The organism is Oryzobacter telluris, from assembly GCF_043099285.1.
GTDB lineage: Bacteria > Actinomycetota > Actinomycetes > Actinomycetales > Dermatophilaceae > Oryzobacter > Oryzobacter telluris.
The window spans coordinates 2,357,832-2,381,600 of record NZ_CP170723.1; the positions used below are offsets into that span (position 1 = coordinate 2,357,832).

The window sequence follows — 23,769 nt, forward strand, 5'->3', positions numbered from 1 at the left end:
CCACCCGGGCCGTCAGGGTCGGGCGACGACGTACGCGTTGAAGGGGTCCTCCTCGAGCTCGTGGCGCACGACCTCGCCGAACCCCGCCTCGCGGACCATCCGCTCGGCGAGCTGCACGCCCCACACCGTCCCGAGCCCGTCGCCGCCCTGGCCCAGCGACACCGACATGCAGTGCACGGTGGACACCGCGTAGAGGAAGCTCCCCCACGGCAGCGCGACGTTGTCCTCGAGGTTGCTGGACGCGTTGATGTCGACCATGAGGAAGGTGCCGTCCTGGCGCAGCGCCCCCCGCACCGCGGCCAGCACGGTCGCGGGGTGGGCCTGGTCGTGGATCGCGTCGAACGCCGTGACGAGGTCGAAGGCGTCCTGCGGGAGAGCGGCGACGTCGTGCTCCTCGAACGTGACGTTGGCCAGGCCCCAGCGGGCCGCCTCGTCCCGCGCGGCGACGAGCGCCTCGGGGCTGAAGTCGTAGCCGGTGAAGCGGCTGCTCGGGAAGGCCCGGCCGAGGAGGTTCACCGCGTGCCCCTCGCCGCAGCCGACGTCGAGGACGTCGATGCCCGTGACGAGCCGGTCGACGAGGCCGGTGAGCGGGATGATCGTGTCGACGAGGGAGGCGTCGTTGACCGCGGCGCTGTCCTCGGCCTGCACGTCGTGGAAGCCCGGGTAGTCGTCGTAGGTCAGGCCGCCGCCGTGGCGGAAGCAGTCGACGACCTTGGGGACCACGCCGCCCATCATCGACACGATGCGCATCGAGCGCGCCAGGTTGTCCGGGCCGGGGCCGGTGACGAACGGGCGCACCTCGGGGCACAGCTCGTACGTGCCGGCGGTGGGGTCGTAGAAGGCGATCTCGGCGCACACGACGCCGCCGAGCCACTCGCGCACGTAGCGCTCGTCCAGGCCCGCGGCGTCGGCGACCTGCCGGCTCGTCGCGGGCGGGAGCTGGGCGAGCGTCTCGAACAGGCCGGTGTCGTGGCCGATCCCGGCCAGGACGGCGATGGCCCCGTCGTCGAGGACCTGGACGAGTCGCTCGACGGCGGCGGTCTCGGGGGCCGCGGCCTCGGTGGCCGTCGGCGTGGTGGTGGGGGTGGGTGCGGTCGTGGTGGTCATGGTCGGCTCCTGGTGGTGGCGCGGGCGGCTGCCCGGTGCCGTCGACGCTAGGAGCGGTGGTGGGCGGCCCTCATCGGGCGGATGGTGCAACCTCGTCCGGCGTGCGTGGGGTGTTCGGTGCAGGCGCGGCCTCGATGCCGTGCTCGCGGGCCCAGGCGGCCGCGGCCGTGCGGCTGGTCACCCCGGCCTTGGCGTAGACGTTGGCGAGGTGGCGGCTCACCGTCTTCTCGCTGATGACGAGGGCCTGGGCGACGTCGCGGTTGCTGGCGCCGCGCAGGACGCAGCGCAGCACCTCGACCTCGCGCTCGGTGAGCCCACCGGGCGGCCGGTGCGGGGAGAGCCGGGCGACATCGGGGCCGGCGCCCAGTCGTTCGTAGATCGCGCGCGCGGTGGCCCGTTCGGCGGCGGCGAGGGCGCCCTCGCCCCGGACGTCGTGCACGCGGGCGACGAGCTCGTGCACCCGCGCGGTCGCGTGCCGGCAGCGTTGGCTTCGGTAGACGGCGGCCGCGGCCTCGAGGTGGGGCAGGGCCCGGTCCCCGTCGCCGTCGTGGAGGAGGAGGCACGCGGTGGCGTGGTCGGTCCAGGCCCTCAGCCCGGGGGTGCCGTGGAGGTCGGCGGTCTCGGTGAGGTCGCTCAGCGCGGCCTCGGCGAGGGTGCGGTCGCCGACGCGCAGGGCCACCTCGACGGTGGGGAGGAGCAGCCGCGCCCGGCCGATCCGTCCGGTCTCGGCGACGGCGGCCCTCAGCCCGGCCAGGGCGGCGGCGGGCCGCCCCTCGGCCTCGTCGAGGAGGGCGAGCCCCGGCTGCGGGGTGACCGCGAGGTCGCGGGCCCGGTCGTACGCGCTACGGGCACCCGGGAGGTCGCCGCGCAGCCGGCGGACGTCGCCGAGCTCGCGGTACCCCTCCCCCGCCACCCAGCCGTGCGCCCCGACCAGGGCCCGGCTCGCGGCACCGACCTCGTGCTCGACGAGGTCCCAGCTGCCCTCGGCGGCGAGGAGCTGGAGCTGGTGGACGCGGGTCACCCCGGCGAAGAGGAAGGTCTGCGACAGGGCGGCCGACCAGTGGTTCATCGTGTCGGTCCACGCGCGCATCCGGGCGAGGTCGCCGAGCTCGTGGCACAGGTGGATCACCGAGCAGTGCACGTCGCCGGCCCACATCGGCGGCAGCGCGCCGTTGAGCACCGAGAGCATCGCCTCGTCGAGGTCCCCGAAGCCGTCGACCGTCCGCCCGGACCACAGCGCCGCCAGCCCGGACAGCACGAGGGCGAGCGCCTCGAGCGCCTCGTCGTCGAAGCGCCGGGCGAGGTCGTGCACCACCTCCGCGCCACGGGCCGCCGGTTCGGTGTCCCCGGTCATCTCGAGGGCGATCCCCCCTTCGAGGTAGACGAGGTACCCGTGCGCCGGGCACTCCTCGATGTCGCGGAGCAGGCGCCGCGCCCGGTTCAGCCACGCCTGTCCGATGACGACGTCCCCCTCGAGGGCCCACGACAGGGTCAGCTCGAGGGCGACGGCGGCCGCGGCGGCAGGGTCGTCGACGACGCGGGCGCGGTAGACGTCGTCCGCGACCTCCCGTGAACCGGCCGTGTCGCCGAGCCACCAGAGGGCGCGGCCCAGGAGCTCGAGGTCGTCGGTGGCGAGGGGTTCCTCGGCGTGGTGGCGCTCGAGCAGCGCGCGAGCGGTCCGCCAGTCACCGGCGGCGTACGCCTCACGCGCGGCCGCGACCCCGTCCGACCCCATGGGCGCCTCCTGCGCCGAGGGTACGCCCGGCCCGACGACCCCGGCACCCCTCCGCCGCCCGCCCCGCGTCATCGACCTCGTGCGACTTCGGTGCGGGTTCCCGGCCGGCGACGGCGCAGAACCGCACCCAAGTCGCACGGAGTCGGGGAGGTCACGGGCCACCGGTACGGTCGGGGCATGTCGTCACCGCTGACCGAGCGCGCCACCGAGCTCGACGCCACCCACGCCGGCACCGACCTGCGCGGGCGGTTCCGCCTCCCGCCCGGGGTCGTCTACCTCGACGGCAACTCGCTCGGCGCCCTCCCGGCCGGGGTGGCCGAGGCCGTCGCCGACGTCGTGCACCGCCAGTGGGGCAGCCGGCTCATCGAGAGCTGGAACGAGGCGGGCTGGTGGGAGGCCCCGACACGGGTCGGCGACCGCGTCGGCCGGCTCATCGGTGCCGCACCGGGACAGGTCGTCGTCACCGACTCGACCTCGGTGAACCTCTACAAGGCGGTCGTGGGGGCGTCACGCCTGCGCCCGGGGCGACGGGTCGTCCTCACCGACCCCGGCTCCTTCCCCACCGACCTCTACGTCACCGACGCCGCGGCGCGCGATGCCGGCCTCGTCGTCGAGAGGGTGGCGCCGGACGACGCCATGGCCCGGATCGCCGAGCTCGGCGACGACCTCGTGCTGGCCTCGTACTCCTCCGTCGACTACCGCACCGGCGAGCTGTGGGACCTGCCCGCCATCACCCGGGCCGCCCACGCGGTGGGCGCCCTCGTCTGCTGGGACCTGTGCCACTCGGCGGGTGTCCTCGACGTCGGGCTCGACGCCCACGAGGTCGACCTCGCCGTCGGCTGCGGCTACAAGTACCTCAACGGCGGTCCCGGGGCGCCGGCCTTCCTCTACGTCGCGCACCGCCACCTCGACGACTTCGACCAGCCGCTGGCCGGCTGGAACGGGCACGCGACGCCGTTCGCGATGTCCCCCGACTACGTCCCCGCCCCCGGCATCGCCCGCGGCCGGGTGGGCACGCCCCCCGTGCTGGGCGTCCTCGCGCTCGAGGCCGCCCTGCGCGCCTACGACGGGATGCCGGTGGCCGACGCCCGCGAGCGGTCGCTGTCGCTGACCGGCTTCTTCATCGAGTGCCTCGACACCCTGCTGCCCGACCTCGAGGTCGCCACACCGCGCGAACCGAGCCGCCGAGGGTCGCAGGTGAGCGTGCGCCACCCGCAGGCCTACGGCGTGGTGCAGGCCCTGATCGCCCGCGGGGTGGTGGGCGACTTCCGCGAGCCCGACATCCTCCGGCTCGGCTTCGCGCCGCTGTACCTGACCCACGGCGACGTCCTGCGCGCGGCGCACCACCTGCGCGACGTCCTCGACGAGCGCGAGTACGAGCGCGAGGAGTTCCGCACCCGCGCCACCGTCACCTGACGCCCCTGGCTGGCCCACGTTCGGGGTGATCCCGACACTGAGCACTCCACCCCGGTTCAGAACCGGGGTGGAGTGCTCACAACTCGGGTGCAGCCAGGGCGTCAGCCCCGGCAGCAGGTCACCAACCGCGTTCCGCCAGGCGGTGCGGCTGCGGGATCTCGTCGACGTTGAGGCCGACCATCGCCTCGCCCAGGCCGCGCGAGACCTTGGCGATGACGTCGGGGTCGTCGTGGAAGGTCGTCGCCTGGACGATCGCCTCGGCGCGCTGGGCCGGGTTGCCCGACTTGAAGATGCCGGAGCCGACGAACACGCCCTCGGCGCCGAGCTGCATCATCATCGCGGCGTCGGCCGGGGTGGCGATGCCACCGGCGGTGAACAGCACGACGGGGAGCTTGCCGGCCTGCGCGACCTCCTTGACGAGGTCGTAGGGCGCCTGGAGCTCCTTGGCCGCCACGTACAGCTCGTCCTCGGGGAGGTTCTGCAGGTGGCGGATCTGCTGGCGGATCTGGCGCATGTGGGTGGTGGCGTTGGAGACGTCGCCGGTGCCGGCCTCACCCTTGGAGCGGATCATCGCCGCGCCCTCGGTGATGCGGCGCAGCGCCTCGCCGAGGTTGGTCGCGCCACAGACGAACGGGACGGTGAAGTTCCACTTGTCGATGTGGTTGGCGTAGTCGGCCGGGGTGAGGACCTCGGACTCGTCGATGTAGTCGACGCCCAGGCTCTGCAGGACCTGCGCCTCGACGAAGTGGCCGATGCGGGCCTTGGCCATGACCGGGATCGACACGGTCTCGATGATGCTGTCGATCATGTCGGGGTCGCTCATCCGCGACACCCCGCCCTGCGCCCGGATGTCGGCCGGGACCCGCTCGAGGGCCATGACGGCGACCGCACCGGCGTCCTCGGCGATCCGGGCCTGCTCGGCGGTGACGACGTCCATGATGACCCCGCCCTTGAGCATCTCGGCCATGCCGCGCTTGACGCGGGTGGTGCCGGTGCCCTGGGGGTTCTGCTGCTCGCTCATGGCGACCAGTCTAGGGCCGCCGCAGGCGGCCGCCGACCACGGTCCGGCCCCGCGGGACCGGGTGTGAGGGACGCCTCAGGAGGACAGCGCGGCGGGCAGGTCGTCGTCGAACTCGACCGGCTCGGGGAGGGCCGCGTGGCCGGCGAGCCGGAACATCCGCACGGTCTGCTTGGCCCGCACCCGGCGCACCTCGCGGGTCGCGTCGGAGTGGAAGCGCCGGGCCAGCTGCACGCGCAGGCCGCTGGCCGCGAGGCGGTCGAGGGCCTCCGAGCCCATCTCGTCGTCGAGGGCGCGCACCGCCGCGACGACGTCGTCCGTGAGGGCGGCCCGCAGCACCGCGCTGAGGTCGCTCTCGACGTGCTCGCGCCCGCCGAAGTGCTGCCCGTCGAGCAGGTCGTGGTCGACCGGTTGCTCGGTGGTGCGCTCGAGCGACTCGGTGGCGGCGTCGACGACGAGCAGGGCGCTGGCGGGCTCCAGGGCACCGCTGTTCGCGAGCTCGAGCGCGGCCTCGGCACGCCGGACCAGCTGCGCGTCGAGGGCCGACATCGCGCCCTCGACCTTGGCGTGCAGCCGGTCGAGCCGCGCGGCCGAGTAGGAGAGGTACCAGGCCACCCCGATGACGAGGATGACGAGGAAGGTCGCCAGCTGCAGCACGTCCACCATCAGGAACCGCCTCCCGGCCCGCCACGGACGAGGCGGCCCCACAGGCCGCGCGGGGCGGTGCCGTCGGGCTCGGCGCCGGCCCCCTCGATGACCGTCTCGTACACCGCCATGACGCGGTCGGCGACCACGTCCCAGTCGAAGACGCGTGCCCGCTGGTGGCCGGCCGCCGTCAGCTCCGCGCGCCGCTCTGGGTCGTCGAGGACGCCGGTCAGGGCCGCGGCGAGGGCCGCCTCCGACCCCGTCTCGAACAGCACGCCGGTGCGCCCTCCGTCGAGGACAGCGGCGAAGGCGGACAGGTCGGACGCCACCACCGGCGCGCCGGCCGCCATCGCCTCGACGAGGACGATGCCGAAGCTCTCGCCACCGAGGTGCGGCGCGACGTAGGCGTCGACCGAGCGCAGCAGGGCCGCCTTGTCGGGCTCGGAGACGGCCCCGAGGACCTCGGTGGCCGCCGCCGCCCGAGGGTCGGCGTCCTTGAGGAGGTCGGAGGGGTCGCCCGGACCGGCGACGAGCAGCCGCGCGCCGGGGTACCGGTCGAGGACGGCGGGCAGTGCCCGCAGGGCGACCGCGAGGCCCTTGCGCGGCTCGTCGACCCGGCCGAGGAAGGCCAGCGTCGGCCGCTCGGGGGTGCCGGCCCACGCCGGGCTCACCGCGGCGCTCGAGAAGCGCTCGACGTGGACCCCGTTGGGGATGATGAAGGCCTCGCCGCGCAGGTGGCGGCGCACGGTCTCGCGGGCGTCCTCGGAGACGGCGATGCGCCCCCGGATCTTCTCCATCGACGGGCGCAGCAGCGGGTGCGCGGCGTGCAGGGCGCGCGAGCGGGGGGTGGAGGTGTGGAAGGTCGCGACCACCGGCTCGGTGGAGGCCCACAGCGCCATCACCGAGGCCGACGGGGTCACCGGCTCGTGGAGGTGGAGCACGTCGAAGTCGCCGGCCTCGAGCCAGCGGGTGACCCGCGCCGACGTGACCGGCCCGAAGGTGAGCCGCGCGACCGAGCCGTTGTAGCGCACCGGCACCGCGCGCCCGCACGACGTGAGGTACGGCGGCAGCGGGAGGTCGTCGTCGGCGGGCGCGAGCACCTGCACGTCGTGGCCCTGGGCGATGAAGTGCTCGGCGAGGTCGCGCACGTGGAACTGGACCCCGCCGGGGACGTCCCAGGCGTAGGGGCAGACCATCCCGATCCTCACCGTGCGGCCTCCGTGGCGGCGAGGCGCGCGGGGTCGAGGTCGGCGAGGAAGACGCGCTGGAGCATGTGCCAGTCGGCCGGGTGCTCGCGCACGGCCTCCCCGAGGACGTCGGCGCACGCCTGCGTCATCGCGGTCACCTTCTCGCGCGTGGTGCCCGACTCCGGCACGGCGACGGGCGGGTGGAAGGTGATGACGATGCCCCAGCCGCGGCCCCGCGGCTCGTGGCGGATCGAGACGGGGTGCAACGGCCGGCGTTCGGTGAGGGCGAGCGCGGCGGGGCCTGGCGCCATCCGGGCGGGCTGGCCGCAGAAGTCGACGACGACGCCCTTGGAGGTGAGGTCGCGGTCGGCGAGCAGCGGGATGATGCCGGGCCGCCGGGCTGCCTCGCGCAGCGCGGGGAACGGGTTGCCCGACCCGGTGAGCGGGATGATCGTCATCCCCAGGCCCTCGCGGAACGCGAGGAACTCCTCGAAGACCTCCTCGGGCTCCAGCCGCTCGGCCACCGTGGTGACCTGGCCGAGGAAGACCGCGCCCCAGGCGCCGGCGAGGTCCCAGTTGCCGAGGTGGCCGAGGAAGGCGATGACCGACCCGCCGCCGTCGATGACCTCGCGCACCGGCCCGTCACCCTCGACCCGAACCCGGGCGAGGATGTCGTCGGGGCCGAGCTCGGGCAGGCGGAAGGCCTCGCAGTAGTACCGCAGGTAGCGGCGCATGCCGTCCTTCGTCAGGGCGTCGAGCGCGGCGTCGTCGAGGTCGGGGCGCACGCGGGCGTAGTTCGAGCGCATCCGCGCCGCTCCCCCGCGCGCGACGGTGACGTCGGCCGCGACCTCGAACAGCCGGTAGGCGACCCGCTCGGGCAGCCGGCGCACGGCGCCCCAGCCCACCCGGTGTCCCGCGAGGGCGAGCGCGTCGCCGAGGCCGGCGGGCAGCAGGCTCACGCCGCGCTCAGCGCCTGCTTGCGCACGGCGAGCATCCGCTGGACCACCGTGACCAGGCTGGCCAGGGCCAGCAGGGCGAGGACGACGCCGAGGACGACCGTGGGGAGGTGGAACAGGCCGGTGAGCCCGGTGGCGACGAGGACGACGACGAGCCGGTCGGCGCGCTCGGCGATGCCGACGTCGGCGGTCATGCCCAGGCCCTCGGCCCGCGCCTTCGCGTACGAGACGACGCTGCCCAGGATGAGGCAGGCCAGGGCGAGCGCGGCCATGTAGGCCTCGTCGCCGTTGCCCGCGTACCAGAGGACGAGCCCGCCGAAGATGGCCGCGTCACCGACCCGGTCGAGGGTGGAGTCGAGGTAGGCGCCCCACCGGCCGGACCGGTCCTTCATCCGCGCCATGATCCCGTCGACGGTGTCGGAGAAGACGAACGCGGTGATGACGAGGGTGCCCACGAGGAACTCCCCGCGTGGGTAGAACGCGAGCGCGCCGAAGCAGACACCCAGCGTCCCGATGACGGTGACGACGTCGGGGCTGATGCCGAGCCGGACGAGCAGCCGGGCGACGGGGGTGAGCACCGTGGTGAAGAAGGCGCGCGCGTATCGGTTCAGCATGGTGCCGCCCAGCGTAGCCGCGCGGTGCGGGCCCTTCGTGCCACCGACCGCCCACCACGCCTTGTGCGCGCGGGCCGACAGGTGAATGGTGGATCCATGAGCGGCAGCGTGGCTCCCAGCGTCAGCGGCACGACCGGCATCCGCAACGTCGTCCTCGTGGGCCCGAGCGGCTCGGGGAAGTCCCGGCTCTTCGACCACGTGGTCGAGCAGTGCGTGGCGGGGAGGTCGGCCCGGGGACGCACCGAGCCCACGACGGGGCTGCGGGCCGCGACGGTCGCCACCGGAGGGGTGGTGCTGACCCTCCTCGACGCGCCGGGTCACCCCGACTTCGTCGGGGAGGTGCGAGCAGGGCTGAGGGCGGCGGATGCCGCCCTCTTCGTCGTCTCGGCCGCGGACGGTGCCGACGCCCAGAGCCGCGCCCTGTGGCACGAGTGCGCGCTCGTGGGGATGCCGCGGGCCGTCGTCATCACCCAGCTCGACGCCCGCGACGCCGACTTCGCCGCGACCCTGGAGGACTGCCGGGCCCACTTCGGTGCCGGGGTCCAGCCCCTGGGGGTCCCCGTGGCGGGGTCGGCCGGTGCCGTGACCTCGATCGCCGACCTCCTCCTCGGCGAGCTGCACGACTACGGGTCCGGCGGCCGCACCGTGCGCCCGGCCGGGCCCGAGCACGCCGACGTCTTCGACACCTACCGGCCACCCCTGATCGAGGGGATCATCGAGGAGTCCGAGGACGGCGCCCTCATGGACCGCTACCTCGAGGGCGAGGAGCTCGACTTCGCGACGCTGGAACACGACCTGCTCACCGCGGTGGCGCACGGCACCTTCCACCCCGTCCTCCCCGTGTCGGCCGAGACCGGCGCCGGCGTCGGTGTGCTCCTTCACCTCGTCGAGGCCGGGTTCCCGCACCCGGGCCTGCACGCCCTGCCCACGGTGACGTCGGTCGACGGCGGCGCGCCCATCGCCATCACGGCCGACCCCGACGGGCCCCTCGTCGCCGAGGTCGTGCACACCGAGTCCGACCCCTACGTGGGCCACCTGTCCCTGGTGCGCGTGTTCTCCGGTCGGTTGCGCGCCGACCGGCCGCTGCACGTCTCGGGCCACCTCGAGCTCCTCGGCGGGCCCACCGGCGAGGGCCACGCGCCGCACGACGAGGACGTCCGGCCCGGCGCCATCGCCTCACCCCTCGACGGCGAGCTGCTGACCAGGGCCGAGGCCGTGGCGGGCGAGGTCGTCGTCGTCACCAAGCTCGCGAGCGCCCAGACCTCCGACACGCTGTCCTCCCCCGACGCCCCGCTGCTCGTCACGCCCTGGGCGCTGCCCGAGGCGCTGCTGCCGGCGGCGGTGGCGGCCGCGACGCGCGCCGACGAGGACCGGATGCCGGTGGCCTTCCGCGAGCTCGCGGCGGAGGACCCCTCGCTGCGCATCGAGCACGACGGGGGCACCGGGCAGGTCGTCCTGTGGACCACCGGGCCGGCGCACCTCGACCTCGTCCTGTCGCGGCTGCGCTCGCGCTTCAACGTCGGCGTCGAGCAGGTGCCGATGAAGGTGGCGATGCGCGAGACGGCGTCGTCGCGGGCGGAGGCCCAGGGCCGGCACGTCAAGCAGTCCGGCGGGCACGGGCAGTTCGCGGTCTGCCACCTCGTCCTCGAGCCGCTCCCCCGCGGCAGCGGCGTGGAGTTCGCCGAGAAGGTCGTCGGCGGTGCGGTCCCGCGCCAGTTCATCGGCAGCGTCGAGAAGGGCGTGCACCACCAGCTCGGCAAGGGGCTGCTCGCCGGGTGGCCGGTCACCGACGTGCGGGTGACCCTCACCGACGGCAAGGCCCACTCCGTCGACTCCTCGGACATCGCCTTCCAGACCGCCGCCGGGCTCGCCCTGCGCGAGCTCGCGTCGCCCTCGACCGTGTGCCTGCTCGAGCCGGTCGACACGGTGAGCGTCACCGTCGACGACGACTACCTCGGCGCCGTGATGACCGACATCGGCACCCGCCGTGGCCAGATCATCGGCTCGGCACCGGCGCCCGACGAGGCGGGGCGCTCGGTCCTCGAGGCCGCGGTCCCCCAGCTCGAGCTGCTCGACTACGCGATCGCGCTGCGCTCCATCACCCACGGCACCGGCAGCTTCCACCGTGAGCTGCGCGGGTACGAGCAGCTCCCCGACCGGCTCGCCCGCGAGCACCTGGCCGGCGCCGCGTCCTGACACCGGCCGCCTGCCGGTCGCGGGTGACGCAGCCCGGTCAGGCGGGCCAGTGGGCGACGAGTCGCGAGCGGACGTCCTCGAGGAGCATCGGCAGCGCCTTGGTGCGCGCGACGATGGGGAGGAAGTTCGCGTCGCCGCCCCAGCGCGGCACCACGTGCTGGTGCAGGTGCGCCGCCACGCCGGCCCCGGCGACGGCGCCCTGGTTCATCCCGAGGTTGTAGCCCATCGGGGCCGAGGCCGACTCGAGCGCCGCGATGGCCGCCTTGGTGAGGGCGGTGAACTCGGTGGTCTCCTCGTCGGTGAGGTCGACGTACAGCGCCACGTGCCGGTACGGGCAGACGAGGACGTGTCCCGGGTTGTACGGGAAGAGGTTCATGACCACGTAGCAGTGCTCCCCGCGGTGCACGACGAGCCCCTCGGCGTCGTCCTTGCCGGGGGCGGTGCAGAAGGGGCAGCCGTCGCCGCCTTCGGGGTCGGGGCGGTCGCCGGCGATGTAGACCATCCGGTGCGGCGTCCAGAGCCGCTCGAAGCCGTCGCCCTCCCCCGCGAAGCCGTCGGCGGACTCGGCAACCAGCCCGGCAGGTGCGCCCGCGGGCTCCGTCGTCGGCTCCATGACCCGATCCTAGGTGCGCGACCGCTGACGTCCCGGCGGCCGGTCGGTGGTGTCGCGGCCATGATGGAGCCGTGCGCCCCCTGGAGACCCGACCCGTCGTGCGCCGGGCCACCGCGGCCGACGCCCCCGCCCTCGCCGACCTCTTCTGGCGCACCCGCGAGGCCAACAGCGGCACCATCCCGATGGCCGTGCACCCGCGCGGGAGCGTGCTGCCGTTCGTCGCCGGCCTCGTCGAGCACGCGGAGGTCTGGCTGGCCGAGGACGACGGCGCGCCGGTCGCGCTGCTCGTGCTCGACAGCGGCGACCTCGAGCACCTCTACGTCGACCCCGGCCACACGGGCGCCGGGCTGGGCTCGCGCCTCGTCGAGCTGGCCAAGGAGCGGCGCCCGGACGGCCTGGCGCTGTGGACGTTCGTCAGCAACACCGGCGCGCAGCGGTTCTACGCCCGCCACGGGTTCGACGTCGTGGGCGGCACCGACGGCGACAACGAGGAGGGTGCGCCGGACCTGCGGCTCGCGTGGCGCCCCTGAGCCCAGCGGCGCTCAGCGCAGGTGGCTGGCCCCGTTGAAGTCGACCACGGCCCCCGAGGCCCACTCGGCACCCGGGGAGGCCAGCGTGCAGACCGCCTGCGCCACCTCCTCCGGGGTCGCCACCCGGCCGAACGGGCTCTGGGCGCGCACGGCGTCCCCGCCCGGGCCCTCGAGGGCGTACCCGGCCATCTCGGTACCGATGAAGCCCGGTGCGATGCTCGTGACGGCGATGCCGTACCGGCCCAGCCGCTGCGCCATCGACTGGCCGAAGGCGTGCAGCGCGGCCTTGCTCGCGCCGTAGGCCGGGATGTCGGGCTCGCCCCGGTAGGCGCCGCGCGACCCCACGTTGACGACCCGCCCCACGGACACACCGGGCGCCGGCGGGGTGTCGATCATCTGCCGGGCGACGCACCAGGTGAGGTTGGCCGGCCCGAGGAGGTTGGTCGCGATGGTGCGCTCCCACACCCGCACCCAGTCCTCGTACGAGGTCTCGTCGAGCGGGTGGTCGCCCCGGCGGCTGCCGGACCCGGTCTCGGGCGCCACGATCATCGCGGCGTTGTTGACGAGGACGTCGACGCGTCCCAGGAGGTCGGCCGCCTCGTCGGCCAGGCGGCGGACCGCGTCAGGGTCGGACAGGTCGGCGGCGACCCGGCCGTGCCCGTCGCCCTCGAGCCCGGCCAGCACGGCGTCGGCGAGGTCGCGGCTCGCAGCGCCGCGGTGGTGCACCACGACCCGGTCGCCCATCGAGGCGAAGACCCGGGCGACGGCCGCCCCGACCCCGCGGGACGCACCGGTGACCAGGACGCCGCGGGAGACCGGCTCGTGCTCGTGCTCGCTCATGCCCGCCACCCTAGGACCCTCCTCCCACCCCGACGCATTGCGCTCAGCGAACGCGGAACCGGGTCGATCGCGGTCGCTGAGCGCAGTCAGTCGGGGGGTGGTGACGCGAGGCGGAGCTCCATCAGCCGCTCCGACGGCGGGCCGAAGCCGACCCGCTCGTACAGGGTGCGGGCCTCCGGGACCGCGTTGAGCTGCACGCGGGTCACCCGGTCGGTCGCCGCCCAGTCGAGGAGGGCGCGCAGCAGCCGCTCCCCCAGTCCCAGGCCGCGCACGTCGGCGGCGACGTAGAGCAGGCTGACGTGGAACCAGGCGTCGGCGGGCCGGTGGGTGCTCGGCAGCTTCTGCACGCGCGTGCCGTGCACGACGCCGAGCGGTCGGCCGCGGACGTCCTCGGCGATCCACGTGCGGCGGGCTCGGTCGCGCAGCCACGCGTCGGCGAACGCGTCGAGGAAGCCGGGCGCGACCGTGCCGCCGCGCTCGCGCTCGTCCTGGATGTGCAGGGCCCCCACCGAGAACGCGTCGGCCGGCACGGCCTCGCGCACCCGCACCCCGTCGGCGTCGTCCATGGCTCCAGCATGGCCCACGGCCCCACACCTCGCGCCCGCATCCGGCCGGATCCGCGGCCTCCCCCGACTCCCCCGCGCCCATCCCCCGGGCACAAAGGTGTGGGGCCCCGGGGAGTATGAGTCTCCGGGGCCCCACGAGTGACTCGGCATGATGCTCCGCGTCTCACGAGATGGACTCCGCTCACCCACCACCCTCATCACCGGGTGGCTCCGTGGGGTTGCCCCCTCGGCGTGGTGCTCGGCCTTCTCTCGATCCCTCCGCCACCGAAGTGGTGGAGTGGGATATTTCTAGTCGTCGTTCTGGTGCGCCGCAAGTGCGTTGGCGCAGATTTCCGGGACGACTTTTCGAGATCGGCGTGTCGTCGGCGTGTCGCGTGACGGCCGTGACGAGCTCCCGCTCAACCCCTCACGCTCGTCCCGAATGGTGGGACGCGTGAGACACGGCTGTCGTCGACCGCGACCGACGACCGGGTCAGACCTGGCGTCGGTCGGCGATCGCCGCCGTGATCTCGGCGATCGCGTCGTCCACCGGCACGCCGTTCTTCTGCGACCCGTCGCGGTACCGGAACGACACCGCGCCGGCCGAGCGGTCGTCCTCCCCCGCGATGAGCACGAAGGGCACCTTGGACTTGCTCGCGTTGCGGATCTTCTTGGGAAACCGGTCGTCGCTCGCGTCGAGCTCGGTGCGGATGCCGGCCGCACGCATCTTCGCCAGCACGCCGCCGAGGTAGTCGTCGAACTCCTCGGCGACCGGGACCCCCAGCGCCTGCACCGGCGAGAGCCACACCGGGAACGCCCCCGCGTAGTGCTCGACGAGCACGCCGATGAAGCGCTCGATCGAGCCGAACTTCGCCGAGTGGATCATCACCGGCTCCTGCCGGGACCCGTCGGCCGCCTGGTACTCCAGGCCGAAGCGGTGCGGCTGGTTGAAGTCGTACTGGATCGTCGACATCTGCCAGGTGCGGCCGATGGCGTCGCGGGCCTGGACGCTGATCTTCGGGCCGTAGAAGGCCGCGCCACCCGGGTCCTCGACGAGGTCGACGCCGAACTGCGCCGCGGTGTCGCGCAGCACCGAGGTCGCGACCTCCCACTGCTCGTCGGACCCGATGAACTTGTCCTTCTTGTCGCCCTCGGTCGCCCGGGTGGAGATCTCGAAGTAGTAGTCGTCGAGGCCGAAGTCCTTGAGCAGGCCGGTGACGAAGCGCAGCAGGTGCTCGATCTCGGACGGCGCCTGCTCGGGCGTCACGTACGAGTGTGAGTCGTCCTGGGTCATCGCCCGCACCCGGGTCAGGCCGTGCACGACGCCCGACTTCTCGAACCGGTAGACCGAGCCGAACTCGAACAGCCGCATCGGCAGCTCGCGGTACGAACGCCCGCGCGAGCGGAAGATGAGGTTGTGCATGGGGCAGTTCATCGCCTTGAGGCGGTACTCGGCGTGCTCCATCTCCATCGGCGGGAACATCGTGTCGGCGTAGTACGGCAGGTGCCCGGAGGTGTGGAACAGGCCGGCCTTGCTGATGTGGGGGGTCCCGACGTACTCGAACCCCTCCTCGATGTGCCGGCGGCGGACGTAGTCCTCCATCTCGCGCTTGATGACCCCGCCCTTGGGGTGGAACACGGCCATGCCGGAGCCGAGCTCGTCGGGGAAGCTGAACAGGTCGAGCTCGGCGCCGAGCTTGCGGTGGTCGCGCTTCTCGGCCTCGGCCAGGCGGTCGAGGTAGGCCTTCATCTCGTCCTTGGTCGGCCAGGCCGTGCCGTAGACGCGCTGCAGCTGCGGGTTCTTCTCCGAGCCGCGCCAGTAGGCGGCGGCGCTGCGCATCAGCTTGAAGGCGTTGCCGAGGACCTTGGTCGAGGGCACGTGCGGGCCACGGCACAGGTCGCCCCACGCCCGGCTGCCGTCGCGGCGCACGTTGTCGTAGATCGTCAGCTGGGCACCGCCCACCTCGACGGAGGCCCCTTCCGCCGCATCCTCGGATGCCCCGCCCTTGAGGCCGATGAGCTCGCACTTGTACGGCTCGCCGGCCAGCTCGACGAGGGCGTCGTCGTCACTGATCTCACGGCGGTGGAAGGTCTGGCCCTCGTTGACGATGCGCTGCATCACCTTCTCCAGCGCCTTGAGGTCGTCCGGGGTGAACGGGGTCTCGACGTCGAAGTCGTAGTAGAAGCCGTCGCGGATCGGCGGGCCGATGCCCAGGCGCGCCGAGGGGTGCAGCTCCTGCACCGCCTGGGCCAGGACGTGGGCGGCCGAGTGGCGCAGCACGTCGAGGCCGTCCTGCTCCCCCGCGGTCACCGGCTCGACGACGTCGCCGTCGGCCAGGACGTGCGCGAGGTCGCGCAGCTCGCTGCCGACACGGGCGACGAGGACCGTGCGGTCTCCCTCGAACAGCTCGCCCGCGGTCGTGCCCCGGTCCACCGATCGCTCGCTTCCGGCGACGTGGACGGTGATCTGGGCAGACATGGGCATGGGCTCCTGGGTGAGGGTGGTCGCGACCGGGTCCCGGACGCACCCGCCAGCGTAACGAGCGCCGCAGGGGCACCGCGAACGAGATCCCCCGGGTGGGGCCTCCGCGTCAGGCCGACGGCGGCGGGTCGAGGACGAAGCGCCCGGTGTCGAGCCAGTGCCGCAGCCGCGCGACGGTGACGTGCAGGTAGTCCTGCGCCTGCGCCCGCAGCGCCGCCGTCGAGGAGTCGAGCAGGCTGTTGGCCAGCAGGAGCTGGCGCGCGGCGACCAGCGGCTCGAGGTGCGCGTCCAGGCCGTCGGGCAGGGGCGCGACCGACGCGTACCCCGCCCGCAGCGCCGGCTCGCCGTCGGCACCGGCCCGTCGCACGTAGAAGGTGGAGATCGCGAGGTCGAGCAGCGGCATGCCCATCCCGCTGTCGTCGAAGTCGAAGACGGACAGGCGTCCGTCGTGCCACTTGAGGTTGCCCCCGTGCAGGTCGGCGTGCAGCGCGATGGGCGTGGCGTCCGCGTGGAGGGCGGCGAAGGAGGCGGCCGAGCGGGTGCTGGCCTCGGCAAGGACCTCGCTCGCCCCGGGGATGTCGGCCAGCGCCGCCGTGAGGAGGTCCTCGTCACCCAGCAGCGGGGTGTCGAACAGCGGCAGCTCGGCCCCCTCGGGCAGCGACCACGCCGCGGCGTGCCGGTGCAGCGTGGCCATGGCACGGCCCAGCTCGTGGGCCCACTCGCTGGAGCCGTCGCGGGCGTCCTCGCCCTCCAGCCACGACGCGCCCGTCACGAGGGCGTCGCGCCCCAGGACCTCCGACGGGACCCGGACGAACCAGTCGCCCGACGGGGTCTGCAGCGGGTCGGGGACGTGGACGTCGGTGTCCTGCGTGATGGCCCGCTGCCAGGCCTGCTGCGCCACGACGTTCGCCGGGGTGCTCTTGGAGTTGGTCCCCACGCGCAGCGCCACGCGCCGGCCGTCGGTGGTGTCGACGCAGAAGGTCGTGTTGTACGCGTGCAGGACGAGGTCGACGTCCGCGACCTCGAGGCCGAACTCCTCCGCCGCAGCCACGGCGAGGGGCCGCAACGCGTCGACCTGGTCCTCCTCCCAGAGGTCCTCGTACGGCGTCGTCCCGGTGCTCACCGGCTCAGCCAACCACGCGGTCGCGACCCGGGCCGGCTCATTCCCCCGGGGCGTCGTGCGACGGTCGTAGGGTCGGGCCCATGCGTCTGCTCCCTCACGGCACCTGGCCCTCCCCGCTCGCGCCCGAGGACCTGGCCGGTGGCCAGGTCACCCTCGACGAGGTGCGGCCCGACGGCGCCGACACCTACTGGCTGGAGGGACGCCCCACCGAGGGCGGGCGGGTCGTCCTCGTCCGCCACGACGCCTCGGGCACGCACGACGTCCTCCCGAAGGAGTGGGACGTGCGCACCCGCGTCCACGAGTACGGCGGCGGGGCCTACGCCGTCGCCGACGGCACCGTCGTGTTCTCGCACGTCCACGACGGTCGCCTGCGCCGGCTCGACCGCGGCGAGGACGAGCCGGTCGCCATCACCCCGCAGGGGCCGTGGCGGTACGCCGGCCTCGTGCTGCACGGCGCCCACGTCTACGCCGTCCGCGAGGACCACTCCCGCGAGCCCGAGCCCGCCAACGAGCTCGTCCGCCTCGACCTGCACGGCGGCAACGACGAGGGCGGTCACGTGCTGTGGACGGGTGCCGACTTCGTCGGCCGGCCCACCGTCTCCCCCGACGGCGCCGCCGTCGCGTGGACCGCGTGGGACCACCCGAACATGCCGTGGGACACCACCCGGCTGATGCGCGGGAGGCTCACGCCAGCCGGCCTCGAGGACGTCACGGTGGTCTCCGCCCACGACGACGTCTCGGTGCTCCAGCCGCAGTTCGGCCCCGACGGGTCGCTGTGGTTCGTCTCCGACGCCTCGGGCTGGTGGACCCTCCAGCGCGACTCCGGCGAGGGTCCCGTGGAGGTGCAGGACGCCGAGGCCGACCACGCCACCCCGCAGTGGGTGCTGGGGGTCGTCGACCTCGCCGTCGTCGACGCCGACCTCGCGCTCGTGCGCTGGTGGGAGGCCGACACCTCCCGGCTCGGCCTGCTCGACGCCCGCACCGGCGAGACGACCCCCCTCGACGTCGAGGGCGTCACCTTCGACCACCTCCACGTCAGCGACGGCGACCTCGTGGTGCGCCGCGGCCTCGCCGACCGGCTGGCCGAGGTCGTGCGCGGTCCCCTGGACGGCGCGGTCGAGGTCCTCGCGACCGCCGGCGAGGCCCCCCTCGACGCCCGGGACGTCTCGCCCGCCCGCGAGTGGACCTGGCGCAACGGCTCCGGGCAGGAGGTCCACGGCCTGCTCCACGAGCCCCGCCTCACCGACACCGCGGCACCCGAGGGAGAGCTGCCGCCGCTGCTCGTCATGGTCCACGGCGGCCCGACCTCGCGCTCCGAGCCGACCTTCGCCACGGCCACCCAGCTGTGGACCACCCGCGGCTGGGCGGTGCTCCACGTCAACCACTCCGGCAGCACCGGCTTCGGGCGGGCCTACCGCGACCGGCTGCGCGGCTCCTGGGGCGTCGTCGACATCGACGACACGGTCACCGGCGCCCTCTCCCTCGCGTCGGCCGGGCTGGTGGACCCCACCCGCCTCGCCATCCGCGGCGGCAGCGCCGGGGGCTACTCCGTGCTGCGCTCGATGACGACGAGCACCGCGTTCGCGGCCGGCACCAGCCTGTTCGGGGTCGCCGACCTCACCGCGCTCGCCGAGCACACCCACAAGTTCGAGTCGCGCTACCTCGACACCCTCGTCGCCCCGCTGCCCGAGGGTGCCGCGGTGTACCGCGAGCGCTCGCCGCTGCACCACGTCGACGCGCTGCACGGCGAGCTCCTCCTGCTCCAGGGCGAGGACGACCTCGTCGTCCCGCTGGCCCAGGCCGAGGTCATGGCCGAGGCGATGACCAAGGCCGGGCGCGAGGTCGAGCTCGTCGTCTACCCGGGTGAGGGCCACGGCTTCCGCCAGGCGGGCACCATCATCGACGCCCTGACCCGCGAGCTCGCCTTCTACGCCCGCGTCATGGCCCTGGGGGCGGGGACGGACTGACCCCGGGCAGGTCCACGACGAGGGGGCCGCGCAGCGGTCCGGTGTCGGTGGGCACCGCGGCGTGCTCGTTGCGCGCGTGCAGGTCGCGGACCAGGCGCTCGGCGTCGAGGACGAGGGCGCCGTAGGCGGGCCAGGCCGCCGGGTCCTCGAGCCGGGTGTCGCGCACCCGGTCGCTCAGCTCGCGCAGGGCCGTGAGGGCGCGGTCCGCGTGCTCCTGGATCTCGGCGCGCGCCTCGTCGGTGCGGACCCCGAAGCTGCCGATCGCCGCCCCGATCTCGTCGAGGACGTGGGCGTAGTCGGCGAGCCAGTCGGCCGCCGGGCTCGGCTGCCAGTCCAGCCCTTCCGCGGCGTCGACGAGGGTGCGGGCGATCCCCGCCACCTGCCACTGCGCGTGCTCCACGGTCTCCGCGGTCCAGCGGTAGCCGTCCCAGTCGATCTGCGCTGGCCGCAGCCACTGGCGCAGGTTCCAGCGAGTGCTCTCCCGCCCGGTCTCGACGACCTCGAGGACCTCCGGCGCCCGCCGCCCGATGAGGGCGGCCTCCTGGTACCAGGCGCGGGCCCGGTCGCCGTCGTACCCCTCGCGCAGGCCGTCGGCCACGTCGGAGAGCAGCGCCTGCAGCCGGTCGGTGAGGGCGCGCAGCTCGCGGCGGGGCCAGGTGAGGTGCATCGGGGCGAGGACGACGGCGTTGACGAGGACGCCGACCAGCCCGCCCAGGGCGGTCTCGACGATGGTGAGGAAGGTGAAGTCGGTGTCGGTGCCCTGCACCGTGAGCAGCGAGAGCAGGACCATGGTCGGCACCTGGATCGCGTGCTCCCCCAGCGCCTTCCAGCGCCCGATGAGGGTCGCGACGAGCATCACGGGGATCATCGACCACCACGTCACGCCGACCTGCGAGCCGACGAGCCAGGCCGCGCTCATCCCGAGGACGACGGCCGCCACGCGCTTCGTGCTGGCCCGGAACGACCGCACGATGGTGCGGTCGACGACGAGCAGCGCCGACATCGGGGCGTAGAACGGCGTGTTGCTGTCGAGGACGTGCACGGCCAGCTGCCAGGCGAGGACGGTCGCGATCGCCGCCTTGAGCATGAGGAGGCCACCGCCGGGCTCCGTGCCCGGCCCCTCCAGCCGCAGCCGGAAGCGGTCGCGGGCCACCGACACCCGAAGGTCGAGCCGGTCGACCCACGACGCCGGTCGGTCGGTCGTGCTCGGGTCGCCCATCTCGCGACCGTACTGCCGCGACGGTGGTGACCGGTCCGGCGCTCAGCCGGGTCTCAGGCCCCGAGGGTGAGCACGAGGTGGGTCGTGGCCGGGTCCTTCGCCGAGCGCAGCGCTGCCGTGACGGGCCCGGCGCCCCTGGTGCGGACGAGCTCGACGGTCCCCGGGAGGAAGACGGGCTTGGTGAACCAGACCCTGCTGTTCGACGGACCGAGCGAGGTGCGGCCCAGCGCGGCCAGGCTGCGCGACCACGTCCACATCCCGTGGGCGAGGTGGCGCGGGAAGCCGAGCGCCTTCGCGCCGAGCGGGTGCAGGTGGATCGGGTTGACGTCGCCGGAGACCGCGGCGTACGACCGGCCGAGGTCGTCGGGCAGCCGCCAGCGGGCGACGGGAGGTCCCGCGGGGGCCTGCGGCGGTGACTCGCCGCTCGGCGCCGCCTCGGTGCCGCGACCGCGGCTGAGGTAGGTGCTGTCGCACTCCCAGACGAGCTCGCCGTAGACGTGGGCCTCGAGGCGGACGTCGAGGGTCCGGCCCCGCCGGTGCGGACGGACCTCGCCCGCGGTGACCGACAGGGTGAGCAGGTCGTCGGCCGTGAGGGCGCGGTGGGTGCGCACGTCGTTGCCGAGGTGGACCATGCCGGGCAGGGGCAGCGGGAAGTCGGCCCGCGTCATCAGGGCGGTCTGGAGCGGGAACGCCAGCACCCACGGGTAGGGCTGGGGCAGGGTGTCGGCGACGTCGTACCCGCACAGCCGCTGGTACGCGGCGAGGCGGGAGCGGTCGACCCGCACCTCCTCGACCCGCAGCGTGCGGTCGGGCACGGTGTCGCCGTGCCGGCCCCGGGCCGTGACCGCGGCCCGGACGAGCAGCGGGCCGGCGGCCGGCACCGCGCCCAGGGTCTCGACCGCCACGTCAGGCGCCCAGCAGGCTCTGGCCGCAGACGCGCACGACGTTGCCGGACGCGGTCGCCTGCTGCGGCGCGGCGAAGAACGCGATGGTCTCCGCGACGTCGACGGGCAGGCCGCCCTGGTTGAGGCTGTTGAGCCGGCGGCCGATCTCGCGGGTGGCCAGCGGGATGCGGGCGGTCATCTCGGTCTCGATGAAGCCCGGTGCGACGGCGTTGACCGTGATGCCGCGGGCGCGCAGGTCGTCGTCGGCGGCGTACGCGTCGACGAGCCCGATGACGCCCGCCTTGGAGGCCGCGTAGTTGGACTGGCCGCGGTTGCCCGCGATGCCGGCGATCGAGCTGACGAGGACGATGCGGCCGCCGTCGCGCAGCCCGTCGGACCCGAGGAGCGCCTCGTTCATCCGCAGGATGGAGAGGAGGTTGACCTCGAGGACCCCCGCCCAGCGCTCGGCGTCGGTGTTGGCGAGGAGCTTGTCGCGGGTGATGCCGGCGTTGTGGACGACGACGTCGAGCCCCCCGTGGCGCGAGGTGGCGTGCTCGAGGATGCGGCGGCCGGCGTCGGGCGCGGTGACGTCGACCTGCAGGGCCGTACCGCCGACCTCGTTGGCGACGGCCGCGAGCTGGGCGCCCGCCGCGGGGATGTCGACGCAGACGACGGTGGCGCCGTCGCGCCCGAGGGTGCGGGCGATGTCGGCGCCGATGCCGCGGGCGGCCCCGGTGACGACGGCGACCGTGCCCTCGAGGGCGCGCTCGGCGTCGGCGGGGGCAGCGGTCGCCGACCCGGCACCGACGCGCAGGACCTGCCCGTCGACGTAGGCGGACCGGGCCGAGAGGAGGAAGGTCACGGTGCCCAGGGCGTTGGCCTCGGCACCGTCGGCGACGAGCACGACGTTGGCCGTGGCGCCGGCCCGCAGCTCCTTGGCGACCGAGCGGGTGATGCCCTCGAGGGCGCGGCGGGCGGCCCGCTGCGCTGCGCTCGTGGCGAGGGCGGGGTCCCGGCCGATGACGACGACGCGGGCGCACCGGCCCAGCCGCTTCAGCGCCGGGGCGAGGGTGGCGCGCAGCGATTCGAGGTCGGCCGGTCCCTCGGCGGCGCTGAGGTCGACGACCACGCCACCCAGGCGCGGCTCGTCCGGCACGTCCTCGACGAGGGCGGCCCCTGCGGCGGTGAGGCCGTCACGCAGGGCGGCGAGCGCCGGGGTGTCGCCGTGTCCGCCCACGAGGAGGGGCCCGTCGAGCAGCGGGCGCCCCGCCACGTGACGGCGCAGCGCCACCGGCTGGGGCAGGCCGAGGGTGCCGGCGATCCGCCGACCCGCGGTGGACGACACGAAGGCGGTGTACCCGTCGCGGTGCGCCATGTCAGGCCGCCTCGAGGATCGCGACGACGCCCTGCCCGCCGGCGGCGCAGATGGAGATGAGCCCGCGCGTGCCGGGGCCCTTCTCGTGGAGGAGCTTGGCGAGGGTCGCGACGATCCGTCCGCCGGTGGCCGCGAACGGGTGTCCGGCGGCCAGCGAGGAGCCGCTGACGTTGAGCTTCGCGCGGTCGATGGCGCCGAGCGGGGTCTCGCGGCCGAGGCGCTCACGGCAGAACTGCTCGCTCTCCCAGGCCGCCATGGTGGCCAGCACGGTGGCCGCGAAGGCCTCGTGGATCTCGTAGAGGTCGAAGTCCTGCAGGCTCAGTCCGTGGCGGTCGAGGAGCCGCGGGACGGCGTAGGCCGGGGCCATGAGCAGGCCCTCGTCGCCGGTGACGTAGTCGACCGAGCTGGTCTCGCCGTCGACGAGCCAGGCCAGCGGCTTGAGGCCGTGGGCGGCCGCCCACTCCTCCGAGCCGAGCAGCACCGCAGAGGCGCCGTCGGTGAGCGGGGTGGAGTTGCCGGCCGTCATCGTGGCGCCCTCGCCCGTGCCGAAGACCGTCCTGAGCGAGCCGAGCTTCTCCAGGGTCGTGTCGGCGCGCAGGTTCTGGTCGCGGGTGAGCCCGAGGTACGGGGTGAGGAGGTCGTCGAAGAAGCCGCGGTCGTAGGCGGCGGCGAGGTTGTGGTGGCTGGCCAGGGCCAGCTCGTCCTGGGCCTCGCGGGTGATGCCCCAGCGCTCGGCGGTGATGGCCATGTGCTCGCCCATCGTCATCCCGGTGCGCGGCTCCGTGGTGCCGGGCACCTGGACGCCGAGGTCGGTGGGGCGCAGCGTGAGCGCGGCCCTGGCGCGGTCGGCCGGGGTCTTGGCGCGGTTGAGGCGCAGGAGCTTGCGGCGCAGGCGCTCGGGCACGACGATCGGCGCGTCCGAGGCGGAGTCGACCCCACCGGCGATGCCGGAGTCGGCCTGGCCGAGCGCGATCTTGTTCGCGAGGAGGATGGCGGCCTCGAGCCCGGTCCCGCACGCCTGGGTGACGTCGTACGCCGGCGTGGTCGGCGCCAGGCTCGACCCGAGGACGGCCTCACGGGTGAGGTTGAAGTCGCGGGTGTGCTTGATGACGGCGCCCGCCACGACCTCGCCGAGCCGCTCCCCCGCCAGCCCGTACCGGGCCACGAGCCCCTCGATGGCCGCGGTGAGCATGTCCTGGTTCGACGCCTCGGCGTACGCGCCGAACTGGCGGGCGAAGGGGATCCGGTTGCCGCCGAGGACGGCGGTGCGGCGGGTGGTGGCCACGGGCAGGCTCCTTGGGTTCGTCGGGGCCCGGT

General features: G+C 74.4%; 20 protein-coding genes. 4 read left to right on the forward strand and 16 right to left on the reverse strand.

The window, feature by feature from the left end; all coding sequences use genetic code 11:
- Positions 1-12: 12 nt before the first annotated feature.
- A complete protein-coding gene (locus ACFLFB_RS10850) occupies positions 13-1,107 on the reverse strand; it encodes a class I SAM-dependent methyltransferase (RefSeq protein WP_392542188.1) in 1,095 nt (364 codons plus the stop codon).
- 70 nt (positions 1,108-1,177) lie between these two features.
- Positions 1,178-2,842 (reverse strand): LuxR C-terminal-related transcriptional regulator, encoded by a 1,665-nt coding sequence (locus ACFLFB_RS10855; protein ID WP_392542189.1) that lies wholly within the window; start codon positions 2,840-2,842, stop codon positions 1,178-1,180.
- A 177-nt stretch (positions 2,843-3,019) separates the two neighbouring features.
- On the opposite strand from ACFLFB_RS10855, the gene kynU reads away from it, so the two are divergent.
- Complete coding sequence (gene kynU, locus ACFLFB_RS10860; RefSeq protein ID WP_392542190.1) at positions 3,020-4,258, forward strand: kynureninase; 1,239 nt, start codon at positions 3,020-3,022, stop codon at positions 4,256-4,258.
- A gap of 118 nt (positions 4,259-4,376) precedes the next feature.
- On the opposite strand, the gene pdxS is transcribed toward kynU, so the two are convergent.
- The 5 genes from pdxS to pgsA all read right to left on the reverse strand — a co-directional run bounded on the left by pdxS (position 4,377) and on the right by pgsA (position 8,678).
- Positions 4,377-5,279, reverse strand: coding sequence for a pyridoxal 5'-phosphate synthase lyase subunit PdxS (pdxS, locus tag ACFLFB_RS10865; RefSeq protein WP_392542191.1), 903 nt, complete (start codon positions 5,277-5,279; stop codon positions 4,377-4,379).
- 75 nt (positions 5,280-5,354) lie between these two features.
- Complete coding sequence (locus tag ACFLFB_RS10870; RefSeq protein WP_392542192.1) at positions 5,355-5,942, reverse strand: hypothetical protein; 588 nt, start codon at positions 5,940-5,942, stop codon at positions 5,355-5,357.
- Positions 5,942-7,129, reverse strand: coding sequence for a glycosyltransferase family 4 protein (locus ACFLFB_RS10875; protein ID WP_392542193.1), 1,188 nt, complete (start codon positions 7,127-7,129; stop codon positions 5,942-5,944). Before ACFLFB_RS10875 ends, ACFLFB_RS10870 begins: the two co-directional genes overlap by 1 nt.
- Positions 7,126-8,067, reverse strand: a complete 942-nt coding sequence (locus ACFLFB_RS10880) for a phosphatidylinositol mannoside acyltransferase (RefSeq protein WP_392542194.1) — start codon at positions 8,065-8,067, stop codon at positions 7,126-7,128. The genes ACFLFB_RS10875 and ACFLFB_RS10880 overlap by 4 nt, the downstream gene beginning before the upstream one ends.
- Positions 8,064-8,678, reverse strand: coding sequence for a phosphatidylinositol phosphate synthase (gene pgsA / locus ACFLFB_RS10885; RefSeq protein WP_392542195.1), 615 nt, complete (start codon positions 8,676-8,678; stop codon positions 8,064-8,066). Before pgsA ends, ACFLFB_RS10880 begins: the two co-directional genes overlap by 4 nt.
- A gap of 96 nt (positions 8,679-8,774) precedes the next feature.
- Here pgsA and ACFLFB_RS10890 point away from each other — a divergent pair, with 96 nt between their 5' ends.
- Positions 8,775-10,874 carry an elongation factor G gene (locus tag ACFLFB_RS10890; RefSeq protein WP_392542196.1) on the forward strand — a complete coding sequence of 700 codons (2,100 nt, stop codon included), beginning with the start codon at positions 8,775-8,777 and terminating at the stop codon, positions 10,872-10,874.
- Positions 10,875-10,911: 37 nt separating this feature from the next.
- On the opposite strand, the gene ACFLFB_RS10895 is transcribed toward ACFLFB_RS10890, so the two are convergent.
- Positions 10,912-11,487, reverse strand: a complete 576-nt coding sequence (locus ACFLFB_RS10895) for an HIT family protein (RefSeq protein ID WP_392542197.1) — start codon at positions 11,485-11,487, stop codon at positions 10,912-10,914.
- 71 nt (positions 11,488-11,558) lie between these two features.
- Here ACFLFB_RS10895 and ACFLFB_RS10900 point away from each other — a divergent pair, with 71 nt between their 5' ends.
- Positions 11,559-12,017 (forward strand): GNAT family N-acetyltransferase, encoded by a 459-nt coding sequence (locus ACFLFB_RS10900; protein WP_392542198.1) that lies wholly within the window; start codon positions 11,559-11,561, stop codon positions 12,015-12,017.
- Between the two features lie 12 nt (positions 12,018-12,029).
- Here ACFLFB_RS10900 and ACFLFB_RS10905 read toward each other — a convergent pair whose 3' ends face one another.
- The 4 genes from ACFLFB_RS10905 to ACFLFB_RS10920 all read right to left on the reverse strand — a co-directional run bounded on the left by ACFLFB_RS10905 (position 12,030) and on the right by ACFLFB_RS10920 (position 17,007).
- Complete coding sequence (locus tag ACFLFB_RS10905) at positions 12,030-12,857, reverse strand: SDR family NAD(P)-dependent oxidoreductase (protein ID WP_392542199.1); 828 nt, start codon at positions 12,855-12,857, stop codon at positions 12,030-12,032.
- A gap of 86 nt (positions 12,858-12,943) precedes the next feature.
- The gene (locus ACFLFB_RS10910) at positions 12,944-13,423 is read right to left on the reverse strand and encodes a GNAT family N-acetyltransferase (protein WP_392542200.1); all 480 of its coding nucleotides are present in this window, start codon (positions 13,421-13,423) and stop codon (positions 12,944-12,946) included.
- Positions 13,424-13,895: 472 nt separating this feature from the next.
- Positions 13,896-15,881 carry a threonine--tRNA ligase gene (gene thrS, locus ACFLFB_RS10915; protein WP_392542201.1) on the reverse strand — a complete coding sequence of 662 codons (1,986 nt, stop codon included), beginning with the start codon at positions 15,879-15,881 and terminating at the stop codon, positions 13,896-13,898.
- 112 nt (positions 15,882-15,993) lie between these two features.
- A complete protein-coding gene (locus ACFLFB_RS10920) occupies positions 15,994-17,007 on the reverse strand; it encodes a phosphotransferase enzyme family protein (RefSeq protein WP_392542202.1) in 1,014 nt (337 codons plus the stop codon).
- An 80-nt stretch (positions 17,008-17,087) separates the two neighbouring features.
- Here ACFLFB_RS10920 and ACFLFB_RS10925 point away from each other — a divergent pair, with 80 nt between their 5' ends.
- The gene (locus ACFLFB_RS10925; RefSeq protein WP_392542203.1) at positions 17,088-18,974 is read left to right on the forward strand and encodes an alpha/beta hydrolase family protein; all 1,887 of its coding nucleotides are present in this window, start codon (positions 17,088-17,090) and stop codon (positions 18,972-18,974) included.
- Here ACFLFB_RS10925 and ACFLFB_RS10930 read toward each other — a convergent pair.
- Genes ACFLFB_RS10930 through ACFLFB_RS10945 form a run of 4 tightly spaced genes read right to left on the reverse strand, consistent with a single transcriptional unit; the run spans position 18,946 to position 23,737 of the window.
- Positions 18,946-20,193, reverse strand: a complete 1,248-nt coding sequence (locus ACFLFB_RS10930) for an aromatic acid exporter family protein (RefSeq protein WP_392542204.1) — start codon at positions 20,191-20,193, stop codon at positions 18,946-18,948. The genes ACFLFB_RS10925 and ACFLFB_RS10930 overlap by 29 nt on opposite strands.
- Positions 20,194-20,246: 53 nt before the next feature.
- On the reverse strand, positions 20,247-21,098 hold the full coding sequence (locus ACFLFB_RS10935) for a MaoC/PaaZ C-terminal domain-containing protein (protein WP_392542205.1): 852 nt from the start codon (positions 21,096-21,098) through the stop codon (positions 20,247-20,249).
- A 1-nt stretch (position 21,099) separates the two neighbouring features.
- Positions 21,100-22,452 carry a 3-oxoacyl-ACP reductase gene (locus ACFLFB_RS10940; protein ID WP_392542206.1) on the reverse strand — a complete coding sequence of 451 codons (1,353 nt, stop codon included), beginning with the start codon at positions 22,450-22,452 and terminating at the stop codon, positions 21,100-21,102.
- A 1-nt stretch (position 22,453) separates the two neighbouring features.
- Positions 22,454-23,737: an acetyl-CoA C-acetyltransferase gene (locus tag ACFLFB_RS10945; protein WP_392542207.1), complete on the reverse strand. Its 1,284-nt coding sequence runs from the start codon at positions 23,735-23,737 to the stop codon at positions 22,454-22,456.
- Between the last annotated feature and the right edge of the window lie 32 nt (positions 23,738-23,769).

What these genes read in the sequence shown, in the direction of transcription:
- ACFLFB_RS10940 (WP_392542206.1), bottom strand. Translation starts at nt 22,452, where the DNA reads ATGGCGCACCGCGACGGGTACACCGCCTTCGTGTCGTCCACCGCGGGT.
- ACFLFB_RS10870 (WP_392542192.1), bottom strand. Translation starts at nt 5,942, where the DNA reads ATGGTGGACGTGCTGCAGCTGGCGACCTTCCTCGTCATCCTCGTCATC.
- pgsA (WP_392542195.1), bottom strand. Translation starts at nt 8,678, where the DNA reads ATGCTGAACCGATACGCGCGCGCCTTCTTCACCACGGTGCTCACCCCC.
- ACFLFB_RS10850 (WP_392542188.1), bottom strand. Translation starts at nt 1,107, where the DNA reads ATGACCACCACGACCGCACCCACCCCCACCACCACGCCGACGGCCACC.
- kynU (WP_392542190.1), top strand. Translation starts at nt 3,020, where the DNA reads ATGTCGTCACCGCTGACCGAGCGCGCCACCGAGCTCGACGCCACCCAC.
- ACFLFB_RS10930 (WP_392542204.1), bottom strand. Translation starts at nt 20,193, where the DNA reads ATGGGCGACCCGAGCACGACCGACCGACCGGCGTCGTGGGTCGACCGG.
- thrS (WP_392542201.1), bottom strand. Translation starts at nt 15,881, where the DNA reads ATGTCTGCCCAGATCACCGTCCACGTCGCCGGAAGCGAGCGATCGGTG.
- ACFLFB_RS10925 (WP_392542203.1), top strand. Translation starts at nt 17,088, where the DNA reads ATGCGTCTGCTCCCTCACGGCACCTGGCCCTCCCCGCTCGCGCCCGAG.
- ACFLFB_RS10910 (WP_392542200.1), bottom strand. Translation starts at nt 13,423, where the DNA reads ATGGACGACGCCGACGGGGTGCGGGTGCGCGAGGCCGTGCCGGCCGAC.
- ACFLFB_RS10890 (WP_392542196.1), top strand. Translation starts at nt 8,775, where the DNA reads ATGAGCGGCAGCGTGGCTCCCAGCGTCAGCGGCACGACCGGCATCCGC.
- pdxS (WP_392542191.1), bottom strand. Translation starts at nt 5,279, where the DNA reads ATGAGCGAGCAGCAGAACCCCCAGGGCACCGGCACCACCCGCGTCAAG.
- ACFLFB_RS10855 (WP_392542189.1), bottom strand. Translation starts at nt 2,842, where the DNA reads ATGGGGTCGGACGGGGTCGCGGCCGCGCGTGAGGCGTACGCCGCCGGT.
- ACFLFB_RS10905 (WP_392542199.1), bottom strand. Translation starts at nt 12,857, where the DNA reads ATGAGCGAGCACGAGCACGAGCCGGTCTCCCGCGGCGTCCTGGTCACC.
- ACFLFB_RS10895 (WP_392542197.1), bottom strand. Translation starts at nt 11,487, where the DNA reads ATGGAGCCGACGACGGAGCCCGCGGGCGCACCTGCCGGGCTGGTTGCC.